This is a genomic window from Paraflavitalea devenefica (assembly GCF_011759375.1).
GTDB lineage: Bacteria > Bacteroidota > Bacteroidia > Chitinophagales > Chitinophagaceae > Paraflavitalea > Paraflavitalea devenefica.
Genome location: NZ_JAARML010000004.1, coordinates 190,448 through 215,547 on the forward strand (window position 1 = coordinate 190,448; position 25,100 = coordinate 215,547).

The window sequence follows — 25,100 nt, forward strand, 5'->3', positions numbered from 1 at the left end:
AGAACAAAATTCCGTTACCTAAAACAAGGCAAATACATAATAATATCATCATATATTTGCTGCCATAACCAATATCTAACATTGCCATGACTTATGAAAAAGCCGATGGGTATAAGATCCGTAACCAGACTGCCACCCATTTTCTAACATTCACTACCATGGGCTGGATTGACATTTTCAGCCGCCAGCGCTACAGAGATATTATCATTAACAGCTTCCAGTATTGTCGTCAAAACAAAGGCCTGCGCATAGGTGCTTTTGTGATCATGTCTAACCATGTTCACACCATCTGGACGGCAGACAAGGCTAACTTGAGTGATGTTGTCAGGGACTTTAAAACATTTACCAGCAAAGCTATTACACAGAGTATAGCAGATGAACCGGAGAGCAGAAGAGAATGGCTGTTGTACATGTTTAAATTCTATGCTGCGCCAGTAGCCTCAAATGATTATTATAAAATATGGACCAACAATAATCATCCGGAAGAAATACACAGTGGGGATTTTATGAGAGCCAAACTAAATTATACCCATAACAATCCTGTCCGTGCAGGTTTGGTAGCAGAACCACATGATTATCTGTATAGCAGTGCTCCCAATTACCAGGGTAAAAAAGGAGTTATGGAAATAGACTTCCTGTTTTAAGAAGCAGCGCTAATATTTGCGACGCTATGCGAGGCTTGCAGCCTCGCATCATTATTACATTGCTTTCAGCAATACTGTTGCCGAAGGCAACAAAATAGGCCTTCGAGGCTACAAGCCTCGAAGAGCGAAGCAGCAGAATTACCAATCATAAACCATTACAATGAAGTTAATAATTGATCTTAACAAGATTCAAGGCAATGCAAAGAAAGAATGGTTAATCTGTACCCTGAAATTAATGAGTATAGACTTTCATACATCCACAAAGCCACAGACTCTTGATGAATACAATCAAGATATTGAAGCAGGAAATATAGAAATAGAAAAAGAGAACTTTGTTACCGCGACCAACCTGAAAAAAGAAGCTGACAAGTGGTAGCAACTCTTTCCAAAACGGAAAGAGTTGCTCTTTTATACTACATTGGCTGTAGATTTCGTCCTCTTCAGTATGTGCATCTATTGCACATACTGGTTCAGCAACAAGGAAGGTTCATTACAGCGTCTTACGAAGAAACATCACTACGGCTACTGAACTTGTGCAAAAAATGCACAAGTTGCCCCCTTTTTTGACTTTCAAGAATTAGTTGGCAGCTGATCTTTTACCAGCTTCACATGATTGAGGCTATGCGAGGCTTGCAGCCTCGCATCATTATTATATTGCTTTCAGCAATACCGTTGCCGAAGGCAACAAAATAGGCCTTCGAGGCTGCAAGCCTCGAAGAGCGAAGAAGCGAAGAGCGAAACACAGTAGGAACCTCCTTCTCCGCATCATGCCGTATAATAATACGGTCGTCAACAACAGTATAGGAAAAGGAATAAGGAGTCAATAGCTTTTTCAGTAATACGCCTACCGGCTCATTGTTGGCGGTGATGCTGACTTTGCTTTTATCCAGCGCCTGGCTGTTGACATATACAAAGGATATATCGGCCACATCGCTGATCTTGTTCAGGGCACTGCGTAAAGTAACATCTTTGAGTGCGATAGAGATCTTTTTGGCACTTACATCCTGTTGTACAGCACCAGATACCCTGAAGCCGGAGACCATACACAGAAAAGGAAGAATAAAAACGGATAATCTCGTCGTATCCAGGAATACATTTTTGCAAGCAATGAGTTTATTTTTTTGCATAGAGTTTTGGGTTGATTGTTTTAAACGATAAAAAAGGGAGGGAAAGTAGACACAATCCCCCACGGACCTTAAAAACGGACATAATCAGGGTACGCCTTATTACCTATCAAGTATGAGAGCAAAAAGTAAAAAGTAAGTGGCGGGCTCCGCAGTTCACCACACATTCTTCGGGCATCCATCATAGAATTTGTTACCCAGCACAAAACCCACCATGATCTCATGGGTGCCTTTGGTAAAACTATTCAATCCCGAAATGGTATGATCATACGCATAGCCCACATTGAGCGTATTGGAAATATTCAGTCCCACCATACCGGCATAGCCATCCTCTGTCCGGTAACTGGCGCCGATCCACAACAGGTCGCGGTACTGTAATTTGGCATTGATATCTACCTGGGGCGGTAATGGATTAATGTATTTCACCAGCACAGAAGGAATGAAGTTGAAGTCCTCCCCCACCAGGAAACGGTAACCGGCGGTGGCAAATATATGCGGCACAATACGCCCGTCTTCCTTCTTCACGGCATTATCAGCAAATACCACCTTCTGCGGTATGATCTGCTGGGCAGATAAACCAATAAAGTAATCAGCCGAATAGAGGTACAGACCAGCCATGAAATCAGGCCGCAGTTGATTGATCACGCCACTGTTGTAAACAGCCGGATCTACCGGTACCTGGAATTGCAGCTTATCGGTATTTAAACTGATGTTCGAAATGCCTGCCCCGAAACCTGCCGCCAGGCTGGTACGCGGACTGATGCCAATATGATAAGCATAGGTGGCATAGGCAGAAAAATGGTTCAGTGGACCTGTACGGTCATTGATCACCTGCAGGCCAACACCGTGATGCGGTTCTGCCGCGGTATAGTTTTCCCAATAGGCCTGCCCCCGTGGGTTCTCGCCCGGCACGGCAAAGGAAGTGGCCGAAGTACGGTAGTCATCCTTGCCTATGGGTGTATGCAAGGTTAAATAAGTCGTAACGGGCGCATCCTGTATGCCAGCCCACTGGTGCCGGTGACTTATTTTAATATCCGTATAGTTCTCAATACCTGTAAGGGCAGGATTGATGATATACTGGTTCAGGATATACTGTGTGTAATGCGGCTTCTGCTGTGCGGAAACCGGTTTGTATAAGGATAGAGCCAACAACACGAATACTATCTTTCTCATACGCACTATTTTTATTATTTATTATTCATTATTGATTATTGCTTGCATTGTATCATGCTATATTATTGGTTGCTGTGCTGCGGCCAATAATTAATAATCAATAATCGTTAATTTTTTAACACCTTAAACTCTGTCCGCCTGTTCTGCTGCCTTCCTTCAGGGTTATCCTTGCCGTCCTCATGCTTATTAGGCGCCACAGGCATGGAAGCTCCGTAACCTTTGGACTGCAGGCGGTCCTTGTCAATTCCTTTACTGATCAGGTAAGCGACTACACTGGCGGCCCGCGCTTCGGACAGCTTCAGGTTATAGGCATCTGAACCTTTATCATCGGTATGGGCGCCGATCTCAATCACCATGGCAGGATGATCATTCAACATGGACACCACTTTATCCAAAGCCGGATAAGAAACTTCTTTTAAGACCGACTTGTCAAAATCATAATACACATTGTCTATGACGATCACGGCTTCCACAGGAGGTGCCTCTTTAATGAGACACAAAGCAGGATTGAGCAGATTGTCAGCTTCTTCGTTGAGCGGAGCATTAAAATGCAAGGCACCGGTATCATAACCATGCAGGGTAGCGATCGCTTTCAACGGCTGGAATTCTTCCATGGTAAAAGAATAGCTGCCATCGGCGCCGGTGGTTTTGGTAAATACTGTTGTATGGTTGATGGTATCCACAATTTGGATAACAGCGCCAGCCAGTGGCTCATTGTTATCACAGGTGACCACCAGCCCGTTTACCTGTTTCAATGGCTTGATCTTTCTGAGGCTGAACAATTCGAGGCAGCATTCAGCTGCACGGTCAGAGCTCAGGAATACATCTTCAAGGATATTCCGGGCGCTGCCACGGCTCACGAAATAGACATCGTCCTTTACAGAGTTGACCGGGTAACCAAAGTTCACCGGTGCGCCCAAACTGGCCAATGTGCCCTTGCTGTAAAAGAAATCATAACCACCCATGCCTATCCGGCCATTACCGGAAAAGACCAGTGTGCCGGAAGCAGCGTGATAATAAGGCGCCAGTTCATCATGGGCCGTATTGATCGCTTCACCCAGGTTAGTACTACTGACAGGCTTGCCTGTCGCATCCAACTCTGCATACCACAGATCAAAACCACCATGACCACCGGGCTTATCGCTGGCATACAATAAATACTTTCCTCCTTCCATTACATAAGGCTGTTGCGCATTAAAGCCGGGTGTATTGATCAGGCTGTCCAGCAATACCGGGCTGCTCCACCCATTGCCATTCCTGCTGCTGTGGTAAATGGCTGATTTCTTGACACCCTGCACAAGAGTCCAGCGGGTGATGAAGAGCGTATTCCCATCCGGTGTGATGCTTACCACCCCCTGGTGATAATCATTTGCCTGGGGCAGATCAGTTTTGGTAATAGTACCAATGGCACCTGCTGAATACAGCGCCTGGTAAAGGCGGTTGGTATATACCTGCTTTTTACCGCCTGCTGCACTATCAGCGCGGGTGGAAGTAAATAACAGGGTATTTTCATTCAGCCAGGCCGGTGCATAATTGGCGCCTTTCGTATTCAGCGGCTCATCAGCTTTGGTAAGCGTATACAACTTCAGGTCCTTCTTAGCCAGTTGCTCCTGTACAAAACGAAGGCTTAATATTTCCTTGCGGGCAGCTTCACTATACGCATCATCTGTTTTATACATATCCAGGAAATGGGTGAAGGCCTTCTCTGATTCTTCATATTGCCCCAACGCCCGCAGGGAAGTAGCATAATGATACCCTGCCAGCGGGAAGGCGCTCTCCCCTTCCTCCAGTGCCTGTTTATAATAGCCGGCTGCTTTGGAAGGATAATTCAGCCGGCGGTAGCTTTCTGCCAGGTAGAACACTGCCTGCTGCCGGCTGCTCACTGCCACCTTTTTAGTCGTAACTGTTGTTTGTGCGGTATAGGGATTAAAGCCTTCTTTTTTAACAGCCGGTTTGGAAGTGTTCAGGTACTTCTCGTAATACTCCGCTGCAGAATTATAGTCAGCCTTTTTATAATAGTTGTCCGCCGCCTTCAGATAGTCATAGGTAAACTGTGCTTTGGCAGCAATCATGCACAGAAGAACAGCAGATGTGAAATATATTTTTTTCATGGTCACTAATATTATTATTAATTATTGATTACTAATTATTGCGTTATTGATTATTGCTGCGTAAAAAGCGATCGGCGCAGAGGAATAATCAATAATAAATAATCAATAATCACTATAACCTCGGACATACAAATTCCACTTCCGGTGTTTTTGCTGACCGTTTTCCGGTAAAGGACAGTGATATTTCAAAACTGTTGGAGCCACCGGCCATACGGCCCAGGTCGGACGTATTCACATCATAGCTCACTCCCAGCACCATATTTTTCCAGGTAAAGCCGGCATACGGCGATAAGGCATCTTTAAAACGGTAGTTAGCGCCCAGCATCACATTTACATCCAGTTCAGGAAATGCCTTTAACTGTGCATACGCGCCAACCATTTTTTCCTGGGCCTTTCCCTGGAACATATACAAAAGATTGGGTGTAAGGCTCAGCACATCCGTTAAGATCAGCCGCACACCGCCATGCATGGTATAGCGCACCGGGATACGTGCATTGCCGGTTTCACTGAACTTGTCATCGGGCCTGTTGATATGGGACACTGCAAAGCCACCGAAGATATTGGCCTTCTTACCGGGTTGTGCGTCGAAATAAAGAATACCGGCGCCTGCATCGAAGGAAACGGCCGATGTACGACTGAAGGATTCCATAGAGGTATTGCCGGGATTATAACCTGTTATAGGATTCCACTGATCGCCAAAAGTGAGCTTGGAAGGATTGAAACGCCGGCTAATGATGCCCAACTGCATACCCATCACAATGCGGTGCTGTTCATTGGCGCCAAACCGCACACCGGTATAAGCATAACTGCCATAAGCCGTGGTATAATTATAGCCGCCGTCGCCGGCTTTCTGATTCAGGATACTGGCGCCGAAATTAGAGTTCTTGCTGGTCGTAAACTCTGCCGACAGTCCCGGCGTGGAGAAAGGACTGCTGAGGTTTCCCCACTGCGTACGGTAAATACCTGATACCCGGTAATCGCCATCAAACGATCCGGTCAAAGCAGGATTCAGCCAGGCAGGATATACATAATACTGCGAAAAGTGAGGATCTGTCTGGGCGCTCATTTCATGGCCTGAACATACTGCTATCAGGAACAGCCATAACATTTTTACAACACGTCTCATATCAGTTAAATTTTGGTATTGACATATATGGTTTACTATCTCAAAATGGTTACCGGCCCTGTCATAGGCTGGAATCCGTTCTTCAGATGAATGACATAATAATAGGTAGCTACCGGCAATGGTTTTCCGTTCATGGTCCCATTCCACGGATTGCTATAGCCACTGGCATAATGTACCCGCTGCCCATACCGGTTAAATATTTCTACGGTGCAGCCTGGATAATCGGCCAGGTTCTCAATAAACCAGGTATCATTCACGCCATCACCATTGGGCGAGAAAGCATTGGGAACCTTAACAGGCCGCAGGATCTTTACCATTAGCTCATCCGTTGCCGTACAATTGCCTTCACCGGTAGCGGTTAAGCGGTAAGTACGGTCTTGCTGCGCCACCATGACAGGCCTCAAGGTGTTGGCATCTGAAAGATCAGTGGGCGGAGACCATTGGAAGCTCACTACTGTAGAGTCATTAACCTTGGGATTGAACCTGATCTGGGTACCCTGTGCCACCACAAATGGACCTCCCGCATCAATAACCGGTTGCAGGTATACGGTAGCTTCATGGGTAACCGGATCAGAAGCGCATCCCGCTTCATTGGTTACCTGCAGCTTCACGGCATATTTACCCGGCAGTGCATATTCATAACGGGGGTTGCGGCTGGTGGCCACACGGCCATCACCAAACTCCCAGCTCCATCCCCTCACGGTACTGTTGGGCGCCGTGCTCAGATCGGTAAACCGGTGCTCATCACCCTGACACAGGGCTGCCGGTTCTATACGGAAGTCCGCTACCGGTTTATTCAGGAACTTATCGGGTGTAAGCAGTTTGGCAGCCGCATCGGTACAACCATACACAGATATGGCCGTCAGGTTTACATTGTAAGTGTTACTGACTGCATACGTATGTTCGGGGTGAGTAGTTGATCCTGTACCACCATCGCCGAAGGTCCATTGATAATTCAAGGCCGCATTATCAGCAATCGTGGTAAGGTTATTGAAGGTAGCTGTACCGCCGGGCACACATATTCCTGCAGGCAACTCAAAGTCGGCCACGGGTAAAGCATGTACCGCTACAGGAAGTGTAGCATTACCAGTACAACCATTGTTGCTGGTGGCGGTCAGCTTAACAGTATAGGTATTGTGGGCCGCCCATGACCTGGTGAAGGTATTCCCATTGGCGTAAGAAGCCGTATTGCCATCTCCAAAATCCCAGTCCCAGGTGGTAATACTTCCGGTGGGAATGGTAGAGTTATCATCAATGGTGGCTGCCTGGTTAAGACAGATATCACTGGTTGCTGTAAATACTACATTGGGCTTGGGATGCACCACCATGGTATTCGGATAAGTTGCCGTACATCCACCGGTAGAAGTAAAGGTATACGTAATGGCATGTGTACCGGGGCCTGCTAATGCAGGGGTGAAGCCACCGGCGGCAGTGGTGCCCGGACCGCTGTATATGCCCGTACCGGTAACACCATTGGTAACGCTGGCTGTAGCGACGGAAATGATACCCGGTGCATTTTCACAGATAGCTGCGAGTGCGAAATAAGCCAGTTGAGGCGTAACCCCCAGGGTTGCCACAACAGTGGTATCGTCTGTACAGCCGTTGGAGGATGTAGCAATAAGCGCAATATTGTAGGTACCATAGTCAGCATAATTATGTGTTGGGTTTTGTAAGGTGGAGGTATTGTTGCCCGGCGTAGAATTCGGATCGCCAAAATTCCAGGTATAACCTGTGATGGTTTCACCGGCAGAAGGGGTTGATATATTGGTAAACTGCGCCAGTCCATTCACCGGCAGACAAACGGCTGGCAACGTAAACTCAGCTTTGGGTTTGGCCATTACCACCATACTGTTGCTGGAATCTACCACCACACAACCACCGGCAGAAGTAAACGTATAATAGATCTTATGCGTGCCGGCGCCGGCTATGGAAGGACTGAAATTGCCGGCAGCATCAGTGCCTTTACCGCTGTACACACCGGTTCCGCCGACCCCGTTGGTAACACTGGCCGTAGCGATGGAAACAGTGCCGGTGGTGCTTTCACATACAGGCGGCAATGGCGGATAGGTTAACTGCGGCCGCACATTAAAGGCAGCCGGTACAGTAACGGTTTTGGTACAACCTTTGGCAGTAGTAGCGCTAAAGGTGATAGTATAAGTACCATAGCTGGTATAAGTATGCGCAGGATGCTGCAGGGTGGAAGTATTGGGGTTGGACGCCGTGGCATTGGGATCCCCAAAATTCCAAGCCCAGGTAGTGATAGGTTGCCCATCCGGCGTAGAGGATGTATCGGTAAACTGCGCCACGTCATTTGCAGGCAAACATCCCAGTGGGTAGGTAAAACCGGTATTGGGTTTGGCCAGTATGGTAATCACCTTCCTGATGGTATCGCCGGAACAATTACCGGCACCGGGTACAGAAGCCAGGTGCTTCACGGTGTAGGTGCCGTAGTCAGGATAATTGATGGTTTGTGGCGTATTGGAAGTAACCGTTGCCGTATTCCCATTACCGAAATCCCAATACCAGGAGGTAACGCCGGCAGTAGTAGATGTATCTGTGAAGGTGATACTTCCTCCTTCGCAGATAGAATCCTGTGCAGCTACAATGCTGGCATTCGCTATAATACCGGCCAGTGTAATGGGTTTCGTAGTATCGCCCACACAACCCTCGGGGGTAATTACTTTCAGGTAAATATTATGGGGGCCTGTACTTTGAAAATAATGACGGGGGTTTTGCACACTGTCTGTACCGCCATCAGGATAGATCCAGCGCCAGCGGTCAATGGTATAACCATTACCGGAAGTATTTAAGGCCGCAAAGATCACCGTATCCAGCCGGCAGCCACCCTGTGTAAACGTGAAATCAGCCGTAGGTTTTGTCTTTACGATAATCTCCAGCGAAAACTCTTCTGTACGGGTACAAATATCCACCGTGGGTGATGTAGCGATCAAAGGCAGGTAATGAGTACCGGCCTGGATGAATGTATATGGCTGCGGAAGTGTATACTTGTAATACCTGAAGCCATTGATGTCAACAGAATCCACCGGCATTGGACTATTGTCCGTTACATCTGCATTGGGTGTTACCACAGCAGCGCCCAGGCTGCTGAGCTTCCATTCCAGTTTAGTAGGTTTATAGGCTATCAGTGCAGATATCTCCACCGGTGTTTTGGTACAGGTAAAAACATTCGACTTCCTGGTACTGTCGTATACATTATGGATATCACTCACGCCATTCAGGTTGAGGATATTGGTGCCCGCATTGAAGGCATAGCTCTCTGCGCTACCCAATCCATAGGTAATGGCATTAAATCCCGAATCGCACTGAACGATACATTGCGCCTGCGCCGACGGCCAACCTTTGACCACCACGGTATACCCGGGATAGGAATGTGCATAGGTATGACTGAATACCGATGAATTATCAATCCTGAGTGATGATAGTCCCCCATTGGGTACAATCAGGGTAAGGAAGTTGGAGTAAATGACCTCTTTGTTGTTCCTGAAAAATCCTACCCGCTTACTCGCCTGCTCGGTAGGACTCAGGATCACCATTTCAGGATCGCCATCTGTACCCGGACCGGGATTACAGCCGCCGCCACCACCGCCGATAAACTGCGCCACCATGACCGGTTTATCGGAAGTGATATAATCAGCCGTGCTGCTGGAGAATTTATAATACTTATTATTAATGAGCCCTGTAAGTTGTGTACCGTTTACTTTAACCACTGTAGTAGGATCTTTCACTACCACTTTGTATACGCTGGTTTGGAACAGGCTGGCATACAAATTGGCGGAACCACCCGATTTCGAGAAAGGCGCCGTGAGGTATAACATACCCCATGCCTGCTCAGGAAACAATTGCTGCATGTCATTATCCCTGCCGGGACTGTTGCCGCAGGGAGTTGTTTCTCCGCCTGTGCGGCTGCTGCCGCCAAAAACAGCAATGGGATGACATAGTCCGTCGGGACCGGCAATTGATTTTACGGTGGTGCCGGTCAATTCAGGACCATTGCCGGTGGCACAGTCGGCCTGACCTACCAACTGGTATATCTCTCCTTTGTTCATGACCACTTCAAATGGAACATTCGCCGGCTTGCCCGCACGCGAAGGCGCCGAGGGGGTTATACGCACTCTTGTATTGTTGTCTTTTGCTACCACGTACATCCAGGAATAAGACTGGCTGGCATCGCCCTGCTCACTATTCACAGAGGTATAGGAATAACCCCAGGTATGCACCGGCATCAACATGGTAGCTCCTGATGAAACACTACCGTAAATATGTGCGTATGCCACAATGGGCACATTACTGACAATGTGAATACCTCTTTTCTGGAAGAGCCCCTCCCCTCCGGTACCACCGGGCGGTGGTTTGGTAAACAACCGGGCGTCATAAGCAGGATCACTGCCACTGTTTACTGCATCAGTAGCTCCTTTGGGAAGGTTTTCTGTAGCGATAACCGTATTGGCCGGTATATTATAGGTTCTTGTCCATTGAGGAGGAAATGGGGCGCCGCCGTTATCGATCGTTACGGTAACCACCGCAGCTTGCTCTGCACTGAGGTATAACACCATATTCATCGTGTTACCACCATCTCCCGAACCACCGCAGGGAGGTTCCATATATTGGTGATGGCCATAACCTACCCAGAACTCTTTACCCCTGTTGCTGAAAGGCTGGGCGCTGGCTATAAAGGGAACAATGCTCCCTAGCAATATGGCTAATACCCTGTTCATATTTTTACATCTACTCATAGGATTAGCGTTTTAGGATCATTATTGCTTAATGATCAATTTATTTTCCCATGTACCGTCTTTGTATTTTATCATTAACAGATAGGTGCCTTTCTGCAATTCCGTCAATGGAATAGTGGCCCTTACACCCGTTGCGCTGAATGATCTTATTTTTCTTCCGTCTATGCCTGTTACCTCAAGCTGTATGATATTTTTGGGTGCTAACACATTTACCACCGATGCAGCGGGATTGGGATATAACAGCAAAGTGTTCTTTGCAATGTCACTGCTTGTTTTACTACTCACCGAACCGGCCCTTGCGTATACAGCATTGCATTCATACAGGAAAGGAGAAATGGTAGCCTGTCTCATACGTTCACATCCATATTGACTCCCCACAGTTCTCACCGTAGCCGTGAATGAGCCGGAAAGAGAGGCAGGATCGAATTCGATGTTGGGATTGGTGGGCGAAGGCTGCTTATACCGGAAGCCACCTGGTGCATTGCTCATGTCCCATACATATTGTGTTGAAGGAATGGTATAATAGGAACTGATCAGCGTGGTTATCCAGCCGGAAGGCGAAGAAATGGTGGCGCAGGCAGTACCATTCATGATCGCTTGTGGCTTTAGTGTTATAAACAGGCTTTTTGTTTCATTTAAAATGGTATTGGTGAGCCTTATTTCAAAAGTAGTAGGAGCATTGAACCCGACAAATCCGATCACCGGATTATAGTCCTGCAAAGTATTATTGGGAACCGGTGCAACAATCGTTGTATTACCCGAAATGGTAGGCACCAATTGATGGTCCCTGTATATTTCCCAGATATTTCCATGTGGCTGATTTGAGCTCAAATCAAAAGCTATATTACCTTCATCGGTGAAACGGCAAGCGCTGAAGACATTGTACAAACTACAGGAAGCAGATGATAAGAAATCTGTCGTTAGCTTTCCTGGGCTAAAAATATTGATACCATCAGGGTGTACGTCGTATGTTGCAGTAGCCCTTGCCATTTGCAGTCTGCCTGTATTCAATGGAGTTAAATCAATCGATGCCGTTATCGTTGGGTTATTGTCGCTACACCCATTGTTCGATGAGCCTGGAGAAGGCGGAACGGTCATACTTGCAGTATAAATTCCTGGCCGGCCTCCAGGAACATTTATCTTACTTCCCTGCCCAAGAACATTTCCATATGGATCCCTCCACGTATATATGGCATTGATAATTCCGCATTTTACCGATAAGGTTACATCACAATCATTGGGATCATCCAGCTCAGTGGTTATGGCAAAATCACTGGCTGCCTTCAATTCAGGATATGCAAATGCTATAGCAGAAATATAGGTATCGGGATTAAAATTGTTGGGAAATGTTTGAAATGGACGGTACCCTACTGAAGGATAAATGAGTATCATATCATAATCATCATTGGGTGTAAACCCTACTGCATACTGCTCCCAGGAAGTATGGGCAATATAATTTAAACAAACTACCTGCTGGGAATTGGCAGGAATATTCGGCAGCTCGTAATCATTACGAAATGTAGCAGGTGCATCTTCGCAGTGCATTAAAATAATATTCAACTGGTCCATCGGCCCGGTTTCCCATCCTCCAAATCCGAGAAAATCGGCCTTCTGCAACAGGAAGCTCAATGTGTAATAATTTCCGGGCGTCACTTGGGGGATTTTCTGCGCAATGCCTTCGCCGCCTATTTCCTGCCGCACATAATTGGCCCTTGCTATCATCCATGCAAAATTGGCATTAGGCACCCCGGTGGGGTTAACTGTTGAAGTCCATGGCGGGTTAACATCAGGCGTTCCGTGAGAAGGAAGCCAGGAAGCCACATCCCCATCAAAAATAGTATAACAGGTACTACAGTTTGCTCCGGACGGAATAGAGAAAGTGTTATTGGAACTATGATTACAGGAGTTCGCGGCAACCGGCGTGCAATCTATTGTTGAACGCAGGTTCGCTGTTCCGGCATTCGCATTCTTCCTGCCGATAATTTTTGACAGTCCGGTAGTATCTTTCTTTTGGGCCAGACAGTTGTCCGTTATACTGATTGTAAGGATCACAAAAAGTAATCGTAAGCAGTTTTTTCTCATACTAATCCTTTTGGTGTTATGGTTAACTTATTCATCAAATAAACCACCGGGGATCATAGGAAATATATGATCACCCGGCAGTCTTATTCTAGCGGATCAGATTGATTGATCCTTTTCTATTGATAACCGTCCCATCTGTTAAAATCATTTTGCATACATACATATACACCCCTGATGGTTGTATCCTGCCCTTATAAGCACCATCCCATGCTACGGATTGATTCCTTGATTCAAAGATCTTTTCGCCCCACTGATTGAATACCATAAACTGCATTTCCTTGATCTTGTAGCTGTACACTTTCAATACATCATTGAGACCATCGCCATTGGGCGTAAATGAATTGGGAATGTAAATACCATCAGGCAGCACCTGTTGTGATAAGGGATTCGATACAGCCTCTTTACAACCTATTGCTTTCACCAGGAGGGTAATGGTTTGTAAGGGTTGCAAACCACCTACCGTATGGGTGAGGCCTGTAGCGCCCGATGTGGGTGTAGTCCAGGTATTGCCACCATCGAGTGAAACCTCGTAGCCGGATGCGCCCTGTACGGCATTCCACTTAAACCGCACGAGATCGGTAGCCACAGAGTCGGCGGTAACAATGGGTGCTATTGGTACCGGTGTAGCAGTCACCATCACTTTTGTCCTTCCGGAACTACAGCCTCCGGCAGAGGTTTGTTGTACATAGTAGGTAGCATTGGTGGTAACGTTGGTCGCTACGAAACTGGTGCCGGTTGCAATGGCCGTTCCACCTGTTGGAACATCATACCAGGTGTAGGTTGTTCCTGCCACCGGCGATTGTATGGTAAACGTTGCATCAAAGCCCGTACAGACCGTTAACGAATCATCTACCACCTGCACATCGGCATTGGTACAGGCATTTAACGGGGTCGACAGGCTATTCTGGCAGTTTAAAGCACCCACCGCCTGTACAACGATGCTTACGGATTGTAAGAGGTTTAAACCTGTAATGGTATGCGTGGTACCTGTTGGACCTGAACTGGGTATAGTGAACGGATCATTATTGACAGAAACAGTATAGGAAACAGCTCCCGGTACGGGCACCCAGTTAAAGGTAATGGAGCTGATACCGGACGCTCCTACTGTTACAATAGGTTGGGGCAGTAAGGATGCCGCTGATACCACCACCCGCTTACGATCAGTGCTGGCACAGCCTGCTGCCGATACACCTTCCACATAATAAACCGCCGTTGCTGTAACATTACTTACCGCTAAGGTGTCGCCTGTGTATATAGCCGAACCACCTGTTTGTGAAGTATACCAGTTATAAGTACTGCCAGGCTCGGGATTTTGAATAACAAATGCTGTATCACCACCCGGACATACATTTAAAGAATCGGCTGCCAGGTTCACCACAGGTCTTGGATTTACCAGAACGGTATCCTGGTTGCTTCCGATACAACCATCGGGTGTAGTAGCCTGCAGTTTTACAATAAAGGTATCTGCCGCATTGTAATTATAGCTGGCATGCTGGCCGGTGGCAGTGGTATTATCATGGAATGTCCATTTCCATTCGTCAATAACAATACCATTATCTGTCATATTTTTACCGGTAAACTGCGCCACATCATTTACACAACCGGAGTAATTGACCGTGAAGGTTGGTTTTGGCTGCGGCACCACCTGTACATAGAGGATATCCCGGCCGGTATGATCACAGGACTCAATATCAGGATGCTCATAAATAATCTCAACACCATATACACCAGGTCCGGCAAAAACATAATCCTGCCGTACCGGGAATACATAATAGCGGGTTCCATTCTTCACCACAGAATCGGTGGGGACAGGGTTGATAAACGTGCTGTCTGCATTGGGCAAAAGACCTGCCACCCTGCTAAACTTCCAGGTAAGTGACAATGGTTTCACCGGCAGGTAGGCAGTGAACCGGAATGGCGCACCATCACAGGTAAACTCATTCCTGTTGCTTGTTGAGTCTAATGTATTCTTAATATCACCCAACGCATGCAGTGTTTTCACCAGCGTTCCGGCATTATAACCGTAGCTTTCCACGCTTCCCAGGCCATAGGTGATCGCGGTAAAGGCGGAATCGCATGTTACCCTTACCTGTTGCTTGGCCGAAGTCCAGCGTTTTACCACTACCGTATAATTCACATTCAGTAAACCATTCTGCGGATGCGGATAGGTATAATCCGGCGTTACAGGCGTAGTACCGGCGATCATTGACAGAGAGCCTACTCCGTTGGTTGGAACAATAAGGGTCAAATAGTTGATGGTAATGGATTCCTCATCATTACGGTAGAAAGCGACCTTATCAATCCCCTGCTCAATAGGACTTAAGTAGATCATTTCCGGATCACCCACATCTCCGGTTACACAGGCGCCGGTCAGGTACTGCGCTACCATGATGGGCTTATCTGCTTCAATATAATCGGCTGTGGAACTAACATACTGGTAATAAAAATTATTCGTAAGCCCGGTTAATACTACGCCATTCTTCTTCACCACCGTGGTGGGGTCCTTCACCGCTACACGGAAAATATTGGGTTGCAAACCACTGGCATTGGAACTGGTAGAAGATGGAGCTGTAAGGTATCTTTTGCCCCAGGCTGTTGACGGGAAGTTTTGCTGCATATTAAAATCACCGCCGCCTGCACCACTGGTAGGACAGTCAATATAGGTACGGCTGGAGCCGCTGAAGGAAGCAATTGGGAAACATTTACCCTGATCATTGGGTATTGATTTAATAATGCTGCCACTAAGCTCGGCAGTAGTAGAGCTGGATATTACCTGGAACACCTGTCCTTTCATTAAGGTAACGGTGTAGGGCGTTCCCGGCGTCATACCTGCATTTTGCAGAGGCACACCCGGTACACTGGTAATTTCTACTTTAGTGCTATCATTATCAGCCACTACATAGAAATAAGAATAGCCGCCTGTTCCCCAGCTTTGGGTAATGCCTAGCATTCTATACTCATATCCCCATACGCCCACTGGCATCAGCATGCTGGCGCCCGAAGAGGTGCTACCAATAACATGCGCATACGCTACTATGGGTACATCGCTCACAATACTAATACCCCGGTCAGATTTTCCTGGTGTATTCAGGTAAGCGCTCATCACACCGGCCTTGGGCAGGTATTCTGTTGCCGTGACTGAATTGGCAGGCACAAAATAATTACGCACCCAGTTGGTTCCATTGATCCTCACCTGTACATTGGCAGCCTCCTGTGCACTCAGGTACAATACCATTTGTTGCGTTGTACCCGCATTGAGCTCGTTGATGGGATAAGCCACCCAGAACCTTCTGCCCCTATTGGAACTGTCTTTATCAGGCAGCACAGGTGGTGCATAGGGATTTACAAGGCCCGTGAATTTATCCAGGAAATTGACGCCTGACTGGGTGATCGTTTTCTTAAGCACATCAGTCCGGCTGTTGAAGCCTACTACCCAGAAATTGGAAGCCGTGGTTTTACCCAACCCGAGCATGTGCTGATCAGGGATAGACCCCTGCCAGGGATCAAGGTAAAACAGCTTCATATCATAATCATAATTACCCCCGCCGGCAATATCCACCTTGGTATAGAAATACATAGAGTCGGTGCCGGCTACAAGACCGGCAGGTACAACACCGGAGAACCTCCTGGCTTCCACAGCAGTGGAGGGAGCAGTTGGCCCCCAGGTGATTTTCATCACCGTATCTGTTCCGTACATAAATGTTTGTAACTGTCCTGCCACGGGAACAGCCGGTGTGGCAGTAAGTACGGTGGGTAATGCGGTGGGATAGAATTCATAAGCCCCCAGGTCGGGTACACCAGCCGTTAAAGTGGTGGGCCTTGTATTATTGTTAAAATCATAATTATTACCTGCGATCTGTACACCGCGGCCATGCATGGCCCATACATCGGGGTTGCCCAATGCTGGCTGCAGATCGGTATTGCTCACAAAGGCAGGCGCATACACAATGGAATTTACATCCCAGTACGAAGCGTTCTTCCAGTCGGCCAGGGTAGCAAAAGTACCTGCGGGACTACCCCTTTGCGCCAGAACGCTGCCTGTTGTATACAACATGTTATAATCACTCAGGTAAGAAGATTCGGTATTGGTCACAAACAATGCCTTACCGCCTCCTTTATGGGAGAAGATATTATTGCGTACCTGGAAGCTGCTGGTAGCTGAAGTCACGAAATAGGCCGCAAAGTTGTTGGTGGCGGAAGTGGCGTCGCTGTTTACGGTATTATTGAAATAATTGGCCGCATTGAAATTGTCGTGGTACAATCCATACGAGCTGGCCCCGCTTGTGTTGATCGAGATAACATTGTTCACGACATTAACGCCTGGTGAACTGGCCAGGTGCAAGCCATACAGGATGCCCCGGTTGTTTACAGCAGTTATTTTATTGTTGGTCACTTTACCCGGCGCTGCAAGCGCGGTATCGCTGTTTCTCACAGAAATACCATAGACCGTAGTGGAAATATTGTTGATGGTTACCTTGTTGCCGGTAATTGTATAGGAAGAATCGCAATCAGTAGCAAACAGGCCATAGGCTACGGTATTGGCCGTATCGGTCAGCGCAATGGTATTATTGCTCAGCCTGATCCTTTTGGCCGTAGCAGCATAAATACCATACTGGAAAGCACCGTTGACGGTATTGTTGTCTATTACGTGATCGGCCGTGAGGTTAACGCCTGTGCCCGTACCAGCCAGGTAGATACCGCTTGAACCGTTGCTGATATGATTGCCGCTGATAACATGGTTGCGGCCCTTCATGTTGTTGGCATAAATACCCACCACATTATTGGTGGCAGTGGTGGCTGCGGGCGCTACAATGTTACAGTTCACAATGCTATCATAAGAAGCGGTGTTGGCCAGCTCCACTACCCTTCCGTTAGCCACATCGGTACCGGTGATGGCAAGGTTTTTAAAGATGAAATATTTGGTGCTGTCTAATTTGAGCGTATAGTTGGCTGCAGCAGTGCCGGCATGAGTGAGGTTTACATCACTGGCAATGCCACTGGCACTCCGGAAGGTCACCGTATTGATGGCTGAAGTATTGGGAATATATGGTATTAAGATCTGCTCATTATAGGTACCGGAGGCCACGTCAAATATTACAGGCCCTGTAATACCACACAGCAGGGCACTTACCGCACTTTGGAAAGTGGGGAAGTTTTTGGGTCCTGCTGGTCCGCCGATTGTATAAATACCCGTCAGCAATACCGTATTCAAGGTCACCTGTGTCGTACTGGTATAAGTAGTAACGCCATTGCAGGTTACTGCTGCCCGGTACAATGTGCTGGTAGTAGTTACCGTATGGAATTCAGGGAAGTATTGAACCGGGCTGATCGAATCCCAGGTTACTCCATTATCGCCGGAAGAGAACCACTGGAAGGTGATGGACCCCAGCGGTGAATGTCCTGTTACATTCAGCACAATGGGTGCCTCCAGGCAAATACCGGAAGCAGGCGTTACTGAAGCAGCACCGGCCACAGGCGGATTGGCGCATGGCTGTGGTGCGAATTCATAAGCGCCCATATCGGGCGTAGTGGCATGACGGGTCACATCCAGGATATCTGTAGCAATACCCACAGGCATACCCTTATTATCAATAGCCGCCAGTTGGGGTTTCAGGTCACCTGCATCCGGGGCTGTATACAGCGGGTTAAGCTCAAAAGAACTGGAATCCTCGTTGGTGGCTGTTATCCAGTTGGCCAATGTTGGCTGGTTGGCGGAATAGTAACCTATATAAGCATTGGTGCCAGATACGTAGAAGTCATTGTGATCAGAGAGCACGTTGCTGGCCGTTGTATTCAGGTAGATAGCATGTTTAGTACCGGTACCTCCACGGGTAACAGATACCGTATTGTTCATGAACTGAATGCCACTGGCCGAAGTTGTTTGATAGAAGCCGGCGCTGGCCGAAGTAGTGGTACTGGTATCGTTATCTATAGAAATGGAATTGTGGTAATACAACACGTTATTGGAACCTGTGTTGTGCAAGGGGTAAATAACACCTTTGCCGTCCAGTGCATAGAACAGGTTATTGCTCACGGTATCCTCATTGCCCGAAGAAGCATCCACCGAGTTATGGGCTATACCATAGAGCCCGGCTGTAGCGGCAGGCGACCCGCCGAAGAACCTGGTAAACCTGTTTTTGGAAATGCTTAGTTTAAAGCTGGGCGCGCTGGTGAGGTAAATACCATAGACATTGGAGGCTGACCCGGTACGGGTTGGCCGCGTAAAGGTATTCCCTTCAATCAGCGTATTGATGGTACCTGCAGCATATAAACCATAGGCATAGAACTCTTGGATGGTATTGTTAGTGAACGTATTGCCCTTGATATAACTGGCAGTAGTTGTACTTCCTGCCAGCGTTACGCCATAGTAACCACCAATAATCGTATTGCGGTCGAAAAGATTAGCATCACATAAAGTATTGCCGGTTGCAGTGGGACTGCCGGCATTGGCGCTGATTGCCACAGCGGCAAAATCGGTGCTGGTAGCCGTAGTAGAAGCAATGACCGTACACCTGCGGAATATATTGGAGTCGGCATTGTTGATCAATTGTACACCATATCCGAAAGTAGCACCGCCACTGGCATCAATGATCAGGCTGTCGAAAATGATGTGATCGGCGCCGCTTAGTTTGATCACGGCTTTTTCATTGGCATCGGTGGCATTGAAAGTAATGGTATTGCCGTTGCCATTGAAGGTAATAGTATTGACAGTAGAAACGCCGGCAATGCTGTCGAGCCTGAGCTGTTCATTATAGGGACCTGTACCAGTTACGACATTAAAGACAACTGCTCCGCCAATACCACAACTCATAGCCGCTTTGGCATCAGCAAAGGAGTTGAAGTTACCAAAAGCATTACCAGGTACATAATTCGTAACTGTATCCTTGCTGATGGTATAGGTACCGGAAGGCAAGGCAGGGTTCACCACCAGTTTTACCGTATCACTGTATACCACAGAGCTACCGCAGGCAATGGCTGCCCGCAGGTACAAGGTAGTCATGGCTGTAATAGCAGTATCCGGCGTAAGTTTGGGTGCTCCGATGGAATTGAACGGCAGCGCCAGGGAACTGGTAGACTGCCACTGGAAGGTTTGGGCCGAACCGAAAGCACCGATGTTCAGGTTCAGGTAAACAGGATTATACTGGCAAATCGTATCCGGATTTACACTGGTGTATCCATTGACAGGCGGTGTGCTGCAAGGTGGCGGTGTAAACTCGTAGGCGCCAATATCCGGCGTGGAGGCATTCCGGGGTAAATGCAGGATATCATCCGGAATACCTATCCCTAATCCTTTATTGTCTATACCTGCATTGCCGGGTGCATAATTTTCGGCACTTCTGTTCACAAAAGCCGGGATGGCTGTTACAGAAAACAGGTCCCGGGCAGGAGAAGCTGAAACGGCAGCCCTCCAATTAATAATATTCAGGTAGCTGGCATTGCTGTAATAGCCAATATAGTTGTTACCGCCGGTTGCATTGATATAATAATCATTGTTATCAGCAAAAGGCAGGTTACCGTTCAGGTAGATACAATGTTTATCACCTGTTCCGCCCCTTGTTATGGAAATAAGGTTATTGTAGAAAGCCAGGCCGGTAGTAGTGCCGGTATTGTAGAATCCCCTGGTAGTGGCTGTAGACGTGGAAGTATCATCATCCAGCGAAACAGTATTGTGCAGGTAATAGATATGATTAGAGCCTGTATTGGCTATTCCATACACGGCGCCATTGCCATTTACATCGTAGATAAGGTTGTTGCTCACCGTATCTACATCAGCCACATCTGCATCAGAGTTATTAAAGTTGATACCGTAGAAATCAGCCGTGCTGGCAGGCGCCCCGCCAAACGGGTTCTTGATACGGTTCTTGGAAACCTTACAGGCCGTATTGTCCTGTGTAGTAAAGAAAATACCGGTAAAGCTACCTACGTCTGCACGGCTGGGCCTGCTGAAGGTATTGAGTTCTATTAAGGTTTTATAGCTGCCGGCTACATAGATGCCGTACCGGTAAAACTCTTTCACATCGTTTTTAGTGAAACTATTGCGTCCGTTACCGCCACCATTATAGGTAGCTACGAGTGTAATACCATAATAACCACCAACAATGGTATTGCCGGAGAAAATATTATCATCGCTCAACACCGTGCCTGTTGCTACAGGGCCAGCATCACTGCCATTGATAACAATACCCGCAAAATTCTCCGTAGTGGAAGTAAGTGAACTGTTAATGATACAGTTCCTAACGATGTTGGAATCTGTATTGCTCATCAGTTGCACACCATAGCCATAAGTGCCTGTATTGGCATTGATGACCAGGCTATCGAATATGATATGTCTTGTTCCTCTTAATTTGATAATGGCCCGTTCATTGGAATTGGCTGTAGCAAACCCAATGGCCGCTACCCCATTACCTTGGAAGGTAACCGTATTAACAGCGGAAGCGCCGGGTATGGGGTTCATGATCAGTTGCTCATTATAGGGATCATTGTTTACACCTGTCTTTACTGTAAAGAGTACGGGACCATTGATACCACACCTGATGAAATTATAGGCATCATTGAAGGAGTTGAAGTTCAGACCGCCTGTCGGGAAGTGATTGTCAATGGTATAAAACAGGCCGCTCACCGGTGTGGGAGATATTACCTGTACGGCAGCAGAAGTATCGGACAAACCAGACAAGCTACAGGTAGCAATGATACGATACCAGGTAGTACCGATCTGCGTAGTGGTCACAGACAGGCCGGTATCAGCAGCGCTGGTATTAGACCAGTTGGTATTATCGGTAGAACGTTGCCATTGGTAGGTAAGGCCATTACCGGTAGATATACCTGTTACGCTTACTTTGAACGGTTCTGTACATACGGTAGTAGCTGAACTGACCGCTGTGCCACCTTCTGGCTTACCGCTGCAATCGGCCCAGTCAATCACCACTATGTTATCCAACCCAATATCGGTAGTACTGGAAGCATCCACCGCTTCAAAACGAAGCACGGTGGTAGCAGAAGCCGAGGTAAAGAAAATAGCTTTGGTCTTCCAGGTGGCAATGGTCCGTACACTGTCTAATCGTATAAAGGAAGTACCGCCATTGGTTGACAGGTAAACAGACAGGCTGTCATTACCTGATGTGTTGATATAATCAAACGTCAACCGTTTGAGCGCAGAAGCAGTATTGGCATTAATATACAGGTCGAGTTGTGACTTGGTGGTATTGACAGCGCTGTAGGAATGGAAACGGGCAGAATGAGCGCCATCGGAAGCAACAGGCGTATAACCACCTAAGGTTAGATTGGTCCACCCTGCTGAAGCGCCCTCATCATCCCTGCGCCAGGCATTATTGCCGGAAATGAGATTATTACGCCAGTAATTATTGGGCACGTCCTTCACACCACAAACACTTGTCCACGTTTCAAAACTTTCTGTATAAGGAAGCGTAGCATAAGCCGGCGCAGTAAAGGTTATAAGTACTGAATCCGAAAAACTGCTGTTACCGGAACAGATGATCTGGCGCCTGAACCAGGTATTGGCGCTAATGCCTGCAGCGTTATAAGTAGCGCCGGTGCCATTGGTGGTGATATTATCCCAGGTAGTTCCATTGGTAGATTTCTGCCATTGATAGGTTAACCCGGCTGCAAAGGTGGCGCCGTTCACGCTGAGCGTAAAAGGCGTGGTGGCATTACAAACGCTGGTAAGCGTAGAAACCGTCACACCACCAACAGGCGTACCGCTACAGTTGGGGAAATCAACCAGCTTGATATTATCCAGGCCAATATCGGTAGTTCCAAAATCGGATGTGGCTTCAAACCTTACCACTGTAGTAGCGGATGAGGAATTGAAGAAGACAGTCTTGGTTCTCCATACGGTAGTCGCACGCGAACTGTCTACCCGCACAAAACTGGTGCCGCCATTGGTAGATATGTAAATGACCAGGCTATCACTGCCGGAAGTATTGATGTAGTCGAAGGTCAGCGCCTTAGTGGGAGCAGCCGTAGCACAATTCACAAAAAGATCAAACCGTCCTTTGGTGCCGTTGCTGGCATTGTAGGAATGGAAGCGTGCGGAATAGGTTCCCGCAGAACTTTCAGGTGTATAAGTGCCCAAAGTAGGGCCAGCCCACGCTCCCGATACACCATCATCATTCCTGCGCCAGGAGTTATTGCCGGTGGCCGGCGCGTTGCGCCAGAAGTTATTGGGTATATCCCGCGTATCGCACATATTGATCCAACTGCTTTCAAAGCTTTCCGTGAAAGGTAATGCTGTATAGGCCGGCGGCGTCAGGGTAACAAATACAACCGAGGAAATGCTGCTGCTGCCGGAACAGGTGATGATCCTGCGATACCAAGTATTGGCAGCAATGCCTGTGGGGGCATAAGTAGCCCCGGTAGCATTGGTAATATTTGCCCAGGCGCCGGAAGCCTGGGTGCTGTCCTGCCATTGATAAGTCAATGCCCCGGCAAAAGTGCCGCCATTCACACTGAGTGTAAAAGGAGTAGTAGGACTGCAAACACTGGCCAAAGAAGAAACAGCCGTACCGCCAACTGGTGTACCGCTACAATTGGGGAAATCAGCCAGTTTAACATTATCCAGGCCAATATCGTTGCCAAATGAATTGGTAGGGGTAGCCTCAAAACGCACGATCGTAGTAGCGGACGAGGAATTGAAGAACAAAGTTTTCGTTCTCCATACAGTAGTAGCACGCGCACTATCTATCCGTGTAAAGGTGGCGCCTCCATTGGTAGATACATACACGATCAGGCTGTCATTGCCTGATGCATTAATATAATCAAAGGTCAGTATTTTGGTAATGGCGGGCGTATTACAATTCACAAAAAACTCCAGCCGCCCATTTGTTCCACTGGCATTATAGGAGTGGAAGCGGGCGGAATAGGTTCCTGCTGAACTTTCCGGGGTATAAGCTCCAAATTCAGATGACCAGTTGGCGGAAATACCATCATCATTCCTGCGCCAGGAAGAATTGCCGGTAGCCGGTGTATTGCGCCAGAAATTATTGGGTACGTCTTTGGTGTTACAGGCGTTGATCCAGGTATTTTCAAAGCTTTCCGTAAAAGGCAGTGTAGCATACGCAGGTGGTGCCACTGTAACAAGTGCAACAGCAGAAAAACTGCTGTTACCGGCACAGGTAGTTCTTCTCCGGTACCAGGTGTTAACCCCTATGCCTGTAGATGAATAAAGATATCCCGTAGCACCCGGGATATTGGTCCAGGCGCCGGAGGCCTGGGTGCTGTCCTGCCACTGAAAGGTTAAACCGGTAGCTGAAGTAGCCCCGGTTACATTTACTGTAAAGGGTATGGTAGGGCTGCATACGCTTGCCAAAGAGGCAACAGCCGTACCGCCAACCGGTGTACCTGTACAGGCAGAAGCGATCGTCCAGCTAAAAGCGATATTGGGCCTGTTCGTAGTAGTATTGGTAATTGAAGAAGTCTCGGTACTACCACACAGGTTGCCTGAATTATCAAGGGCTATAGAATGTGATCCGTTGAAAGACAATCCTGTTGTCCAGGGAACAGTCACATTCTGGGTATAGTGTATCACGCCATCATTGGTATTGGTGGGAAGACCATTACAGATCTCTATGACAATATTCTCTGCGCCATTCCAATAATAAGGAATAGCGAAGTTGAAGGTATTGATACCGAGAGTGGGCGTATAATCAATGGGACCAAAAACAGTATTGGAGATATTTTCCCAGCCGGTGGCTGATGTGTTTAAAGTACCCACCACAGTACCGCCGATCTTGATGGTAAGCTCCTGGATTTCTCCTCCAAAAGTGTTGAGGTTGGTAACATCGAATTTAATGGCATTGATATTACCAGCCGTCATACCAGCGGCGTTTAACTCCGACGCCAGGTAGAGGAACTGGGCGCGCCCACCCTCAAACCAGTCCTGCAGGGGAGCCGGATAATTGGTCCCGGTATTGCCGGCAGTCCCTGTACCAATATTAATATCAGTCTGGGCATGCAGCCGTATGGCTGAGCATACGATCAATAACAGCAACAACAGTCTTCCGCGAAAAGCAGTTATGGAAAATTTTCTCATGTAGCTATTGTTTTGGCAATGATTATATGAATACACA

At 47.5% G+C, this 25,100-nt stretch carries 9 protein-coding genes; 2 read left to right on the forward strand and 7 right to left on the reverse strand.

Going from position 1 to position 25,100, the window contains the following annotated elements; translation table 11 throughout:
• Positions 1-86: 86 nt before the first annotated feature.
• Both HB364_RS22565 and HB364_RS22570 read left to right on the forward strand, forming a co-directional pair.
• On the forward strand, positions 87-644 hold the full coding sequence (locus tag HB364_RS22565; RefSeq protein WP_167290600.1) for an REP-associated tyrosine transposase: 558 nt from the start codon (positions 87-89) through the stop codon (positions 642-644).
• Between the two features lie 160 nt (positions 645-804).
• Positions 805-1,020, forward strand: coding sequence for a hypothetical protein (locus HB364_RS22570; RefSeq protein WP_167290601.1), 216 nt, complete (start codon positions 805-807; stop codon positions 1,018-1,020).
• A 229-nt stretch (positions 1,021-1,249) separates the two neighbouring features.
• On the opposite strand, the gene HB364_RS22575 is transcribed toward HB364_RS22570, so the two are convergent.
• From HB364_RS22575 to HB364_RS22605, 7 genes are all read right to left on the reverse strand, one after another.
• Positions 1,250-1,771 (reverse strand): hypothetical protein, encoded by a 522-nt coding sequence (locus HB364_RS22575; RefSeq protein WP_167290602.1) that lies wholly within the window; start codon positions 1,769-1,771, stop codon positions 1,250-1,252.
• A gap of 153 nt (positions 1,772-1,924) precedes the next feature.
• Complete coding sequence (locus tag HB364_RS22580) at positions 1,925-2,941, reverse strand: PorP/SprF family type IX secretion system membrane protein (protein WP_167290603.1); 1,017 nt, start codon at positions 2,939-2,941, stop codon at positions 1,925-1,927.
• A gap of 107 nt (positions 2,942-3,048) precedes the next feature.
• The gene (locus HB364_RS22585; protein ID WP_167290604.1) at positions 3,049-5,052 is read right to left on the reverse strand and encodes an OmpA family protein; all 2,004 of its coding nucleotides are present in this window, start codon (positions 5,050-5,052) and stop codon (positions 3,049-3,051) included.
• A 112-nt stretch (positions 5,053-5,164) separates the two neighbouring features.
• On the reverse strand, positions 5,165-6,178 hold the full coding sequence (locus HB364_RS22590; RefSeq protein ID WP_167290605.1) for a PorP/SprF family type IX secretion system membrane protein: 1,014 nt from the start codon (positions 6,176-6,178) through the stop codon (positions 5,165-5,167).
• A gap of 35 nt (positions 6,179-6,213) precedes the next feature.
• Positions 6,214-10,932: a PKD domain-containing protein gene (locus tag HB364_RS22595; protein WP_167290606.1), complete on the reverse strand. Its 4,719-nt coding sequence runs from the start codon at positions 10,930-10,932 to the stop codon at positions 6,214-6,216.
• A gap of 21 nt (positions 10,933-10,953) precedes the next feature.
• The gene (locus HB364_RS22600) at positions 10,954-13,014 is read right to left on the reverse strand and encodes a T9SS type A sorting domain-containing protein (RefSeq protein ID WP_167290607.1); all 2,061 of its coding nucleotides are present in this window, start codon (positions 13,012-13,014) and stop codon (positions 10,954-10,956) included.
• Positions 13,015-13,102: 88 nt separating this feature from the next.
• Positions 13,103-25,063, reverse strand: a complete 11,961-nt coding sequence (locus tag HB364_RS22605; RefSeq protein WP_167290608.1) for an Ig-like domain-containing protein — start codon at positions 25,061-25,063, stop codon at positions 13,103-13,105.
• Positions 25,064-25,100: the final 37 nt, after the last annotated feature.

What these genes read in the sequence shown, in the direction of transcription:
- HB364_RS22565 (WP_167290600.1), top strand. Translation starts at nt 87, where the DNA reads ATGACTTATGAAAAAGCCGATGGGTATAAGATCCGTAACCAGACTGCC.
- HB364_RS22570 (WP_167290601.1), top strand. Translation starts at nt 805, where the DNA reads ATGAAGTTAATAATTGATCTTAACAAGATTCAAGGCAATGCAAAGAAA.
- HB364_RS22575 (WP_167290602.1), bottom strand. Translation starts at nt 1,771, where the DNA reads ATGCAAAAAAATAAACTCATTGCTTGCAAAAATGTATTCCTGGATACG.
- HB364_RS22580 (WP_167290603.1), bottom strand. Translation starts at nt 2,941, where the DNA reads ATGAGAAAGATAGTATTCGTGTTGTTGGCTCTATCCTTATACAAACCG.
- HB364_RS22585 (WP_167290604.1), bottom strand. Translation starts at nt 5,052, where the DNA reads ATGAAAAAAATATATTTCACATCTGCTGTTCTTCTGTGCATGATTGCT.
- HB364_RS22590 (WP_167290605.1), bottom strand. Translation starts at nt 6,178, where the DNA reads ATGAGACGTGTTGTAAAAATGTTATGGCTGTTCCTGATAGCAGTATGT.
- HB364_RS22595 (WP_167290606.1), bottom strand. Translation starts at nt 10,932, where the DNA reads ATGAGTAGATGTAAAAATATGAACAGGGTATTAGCCATATTGCTAGGG.
- HB364_RS22600 (WP_167290607.1), bottom strand. Translation starts at nt 13,014, where the DNA reads ATGAGAAAAAACTGCTTACGATTACTTTTTGTGATCCTTACAATCAGT.
- HB364_RS22605 (WP_167290608.1), bottom strand. Translation starts at nt 25,063, where the DNA reads ATGAGAAAATTTTCCATAACTGCTTTTCGCGGAAGACTGTTGTTGCTG.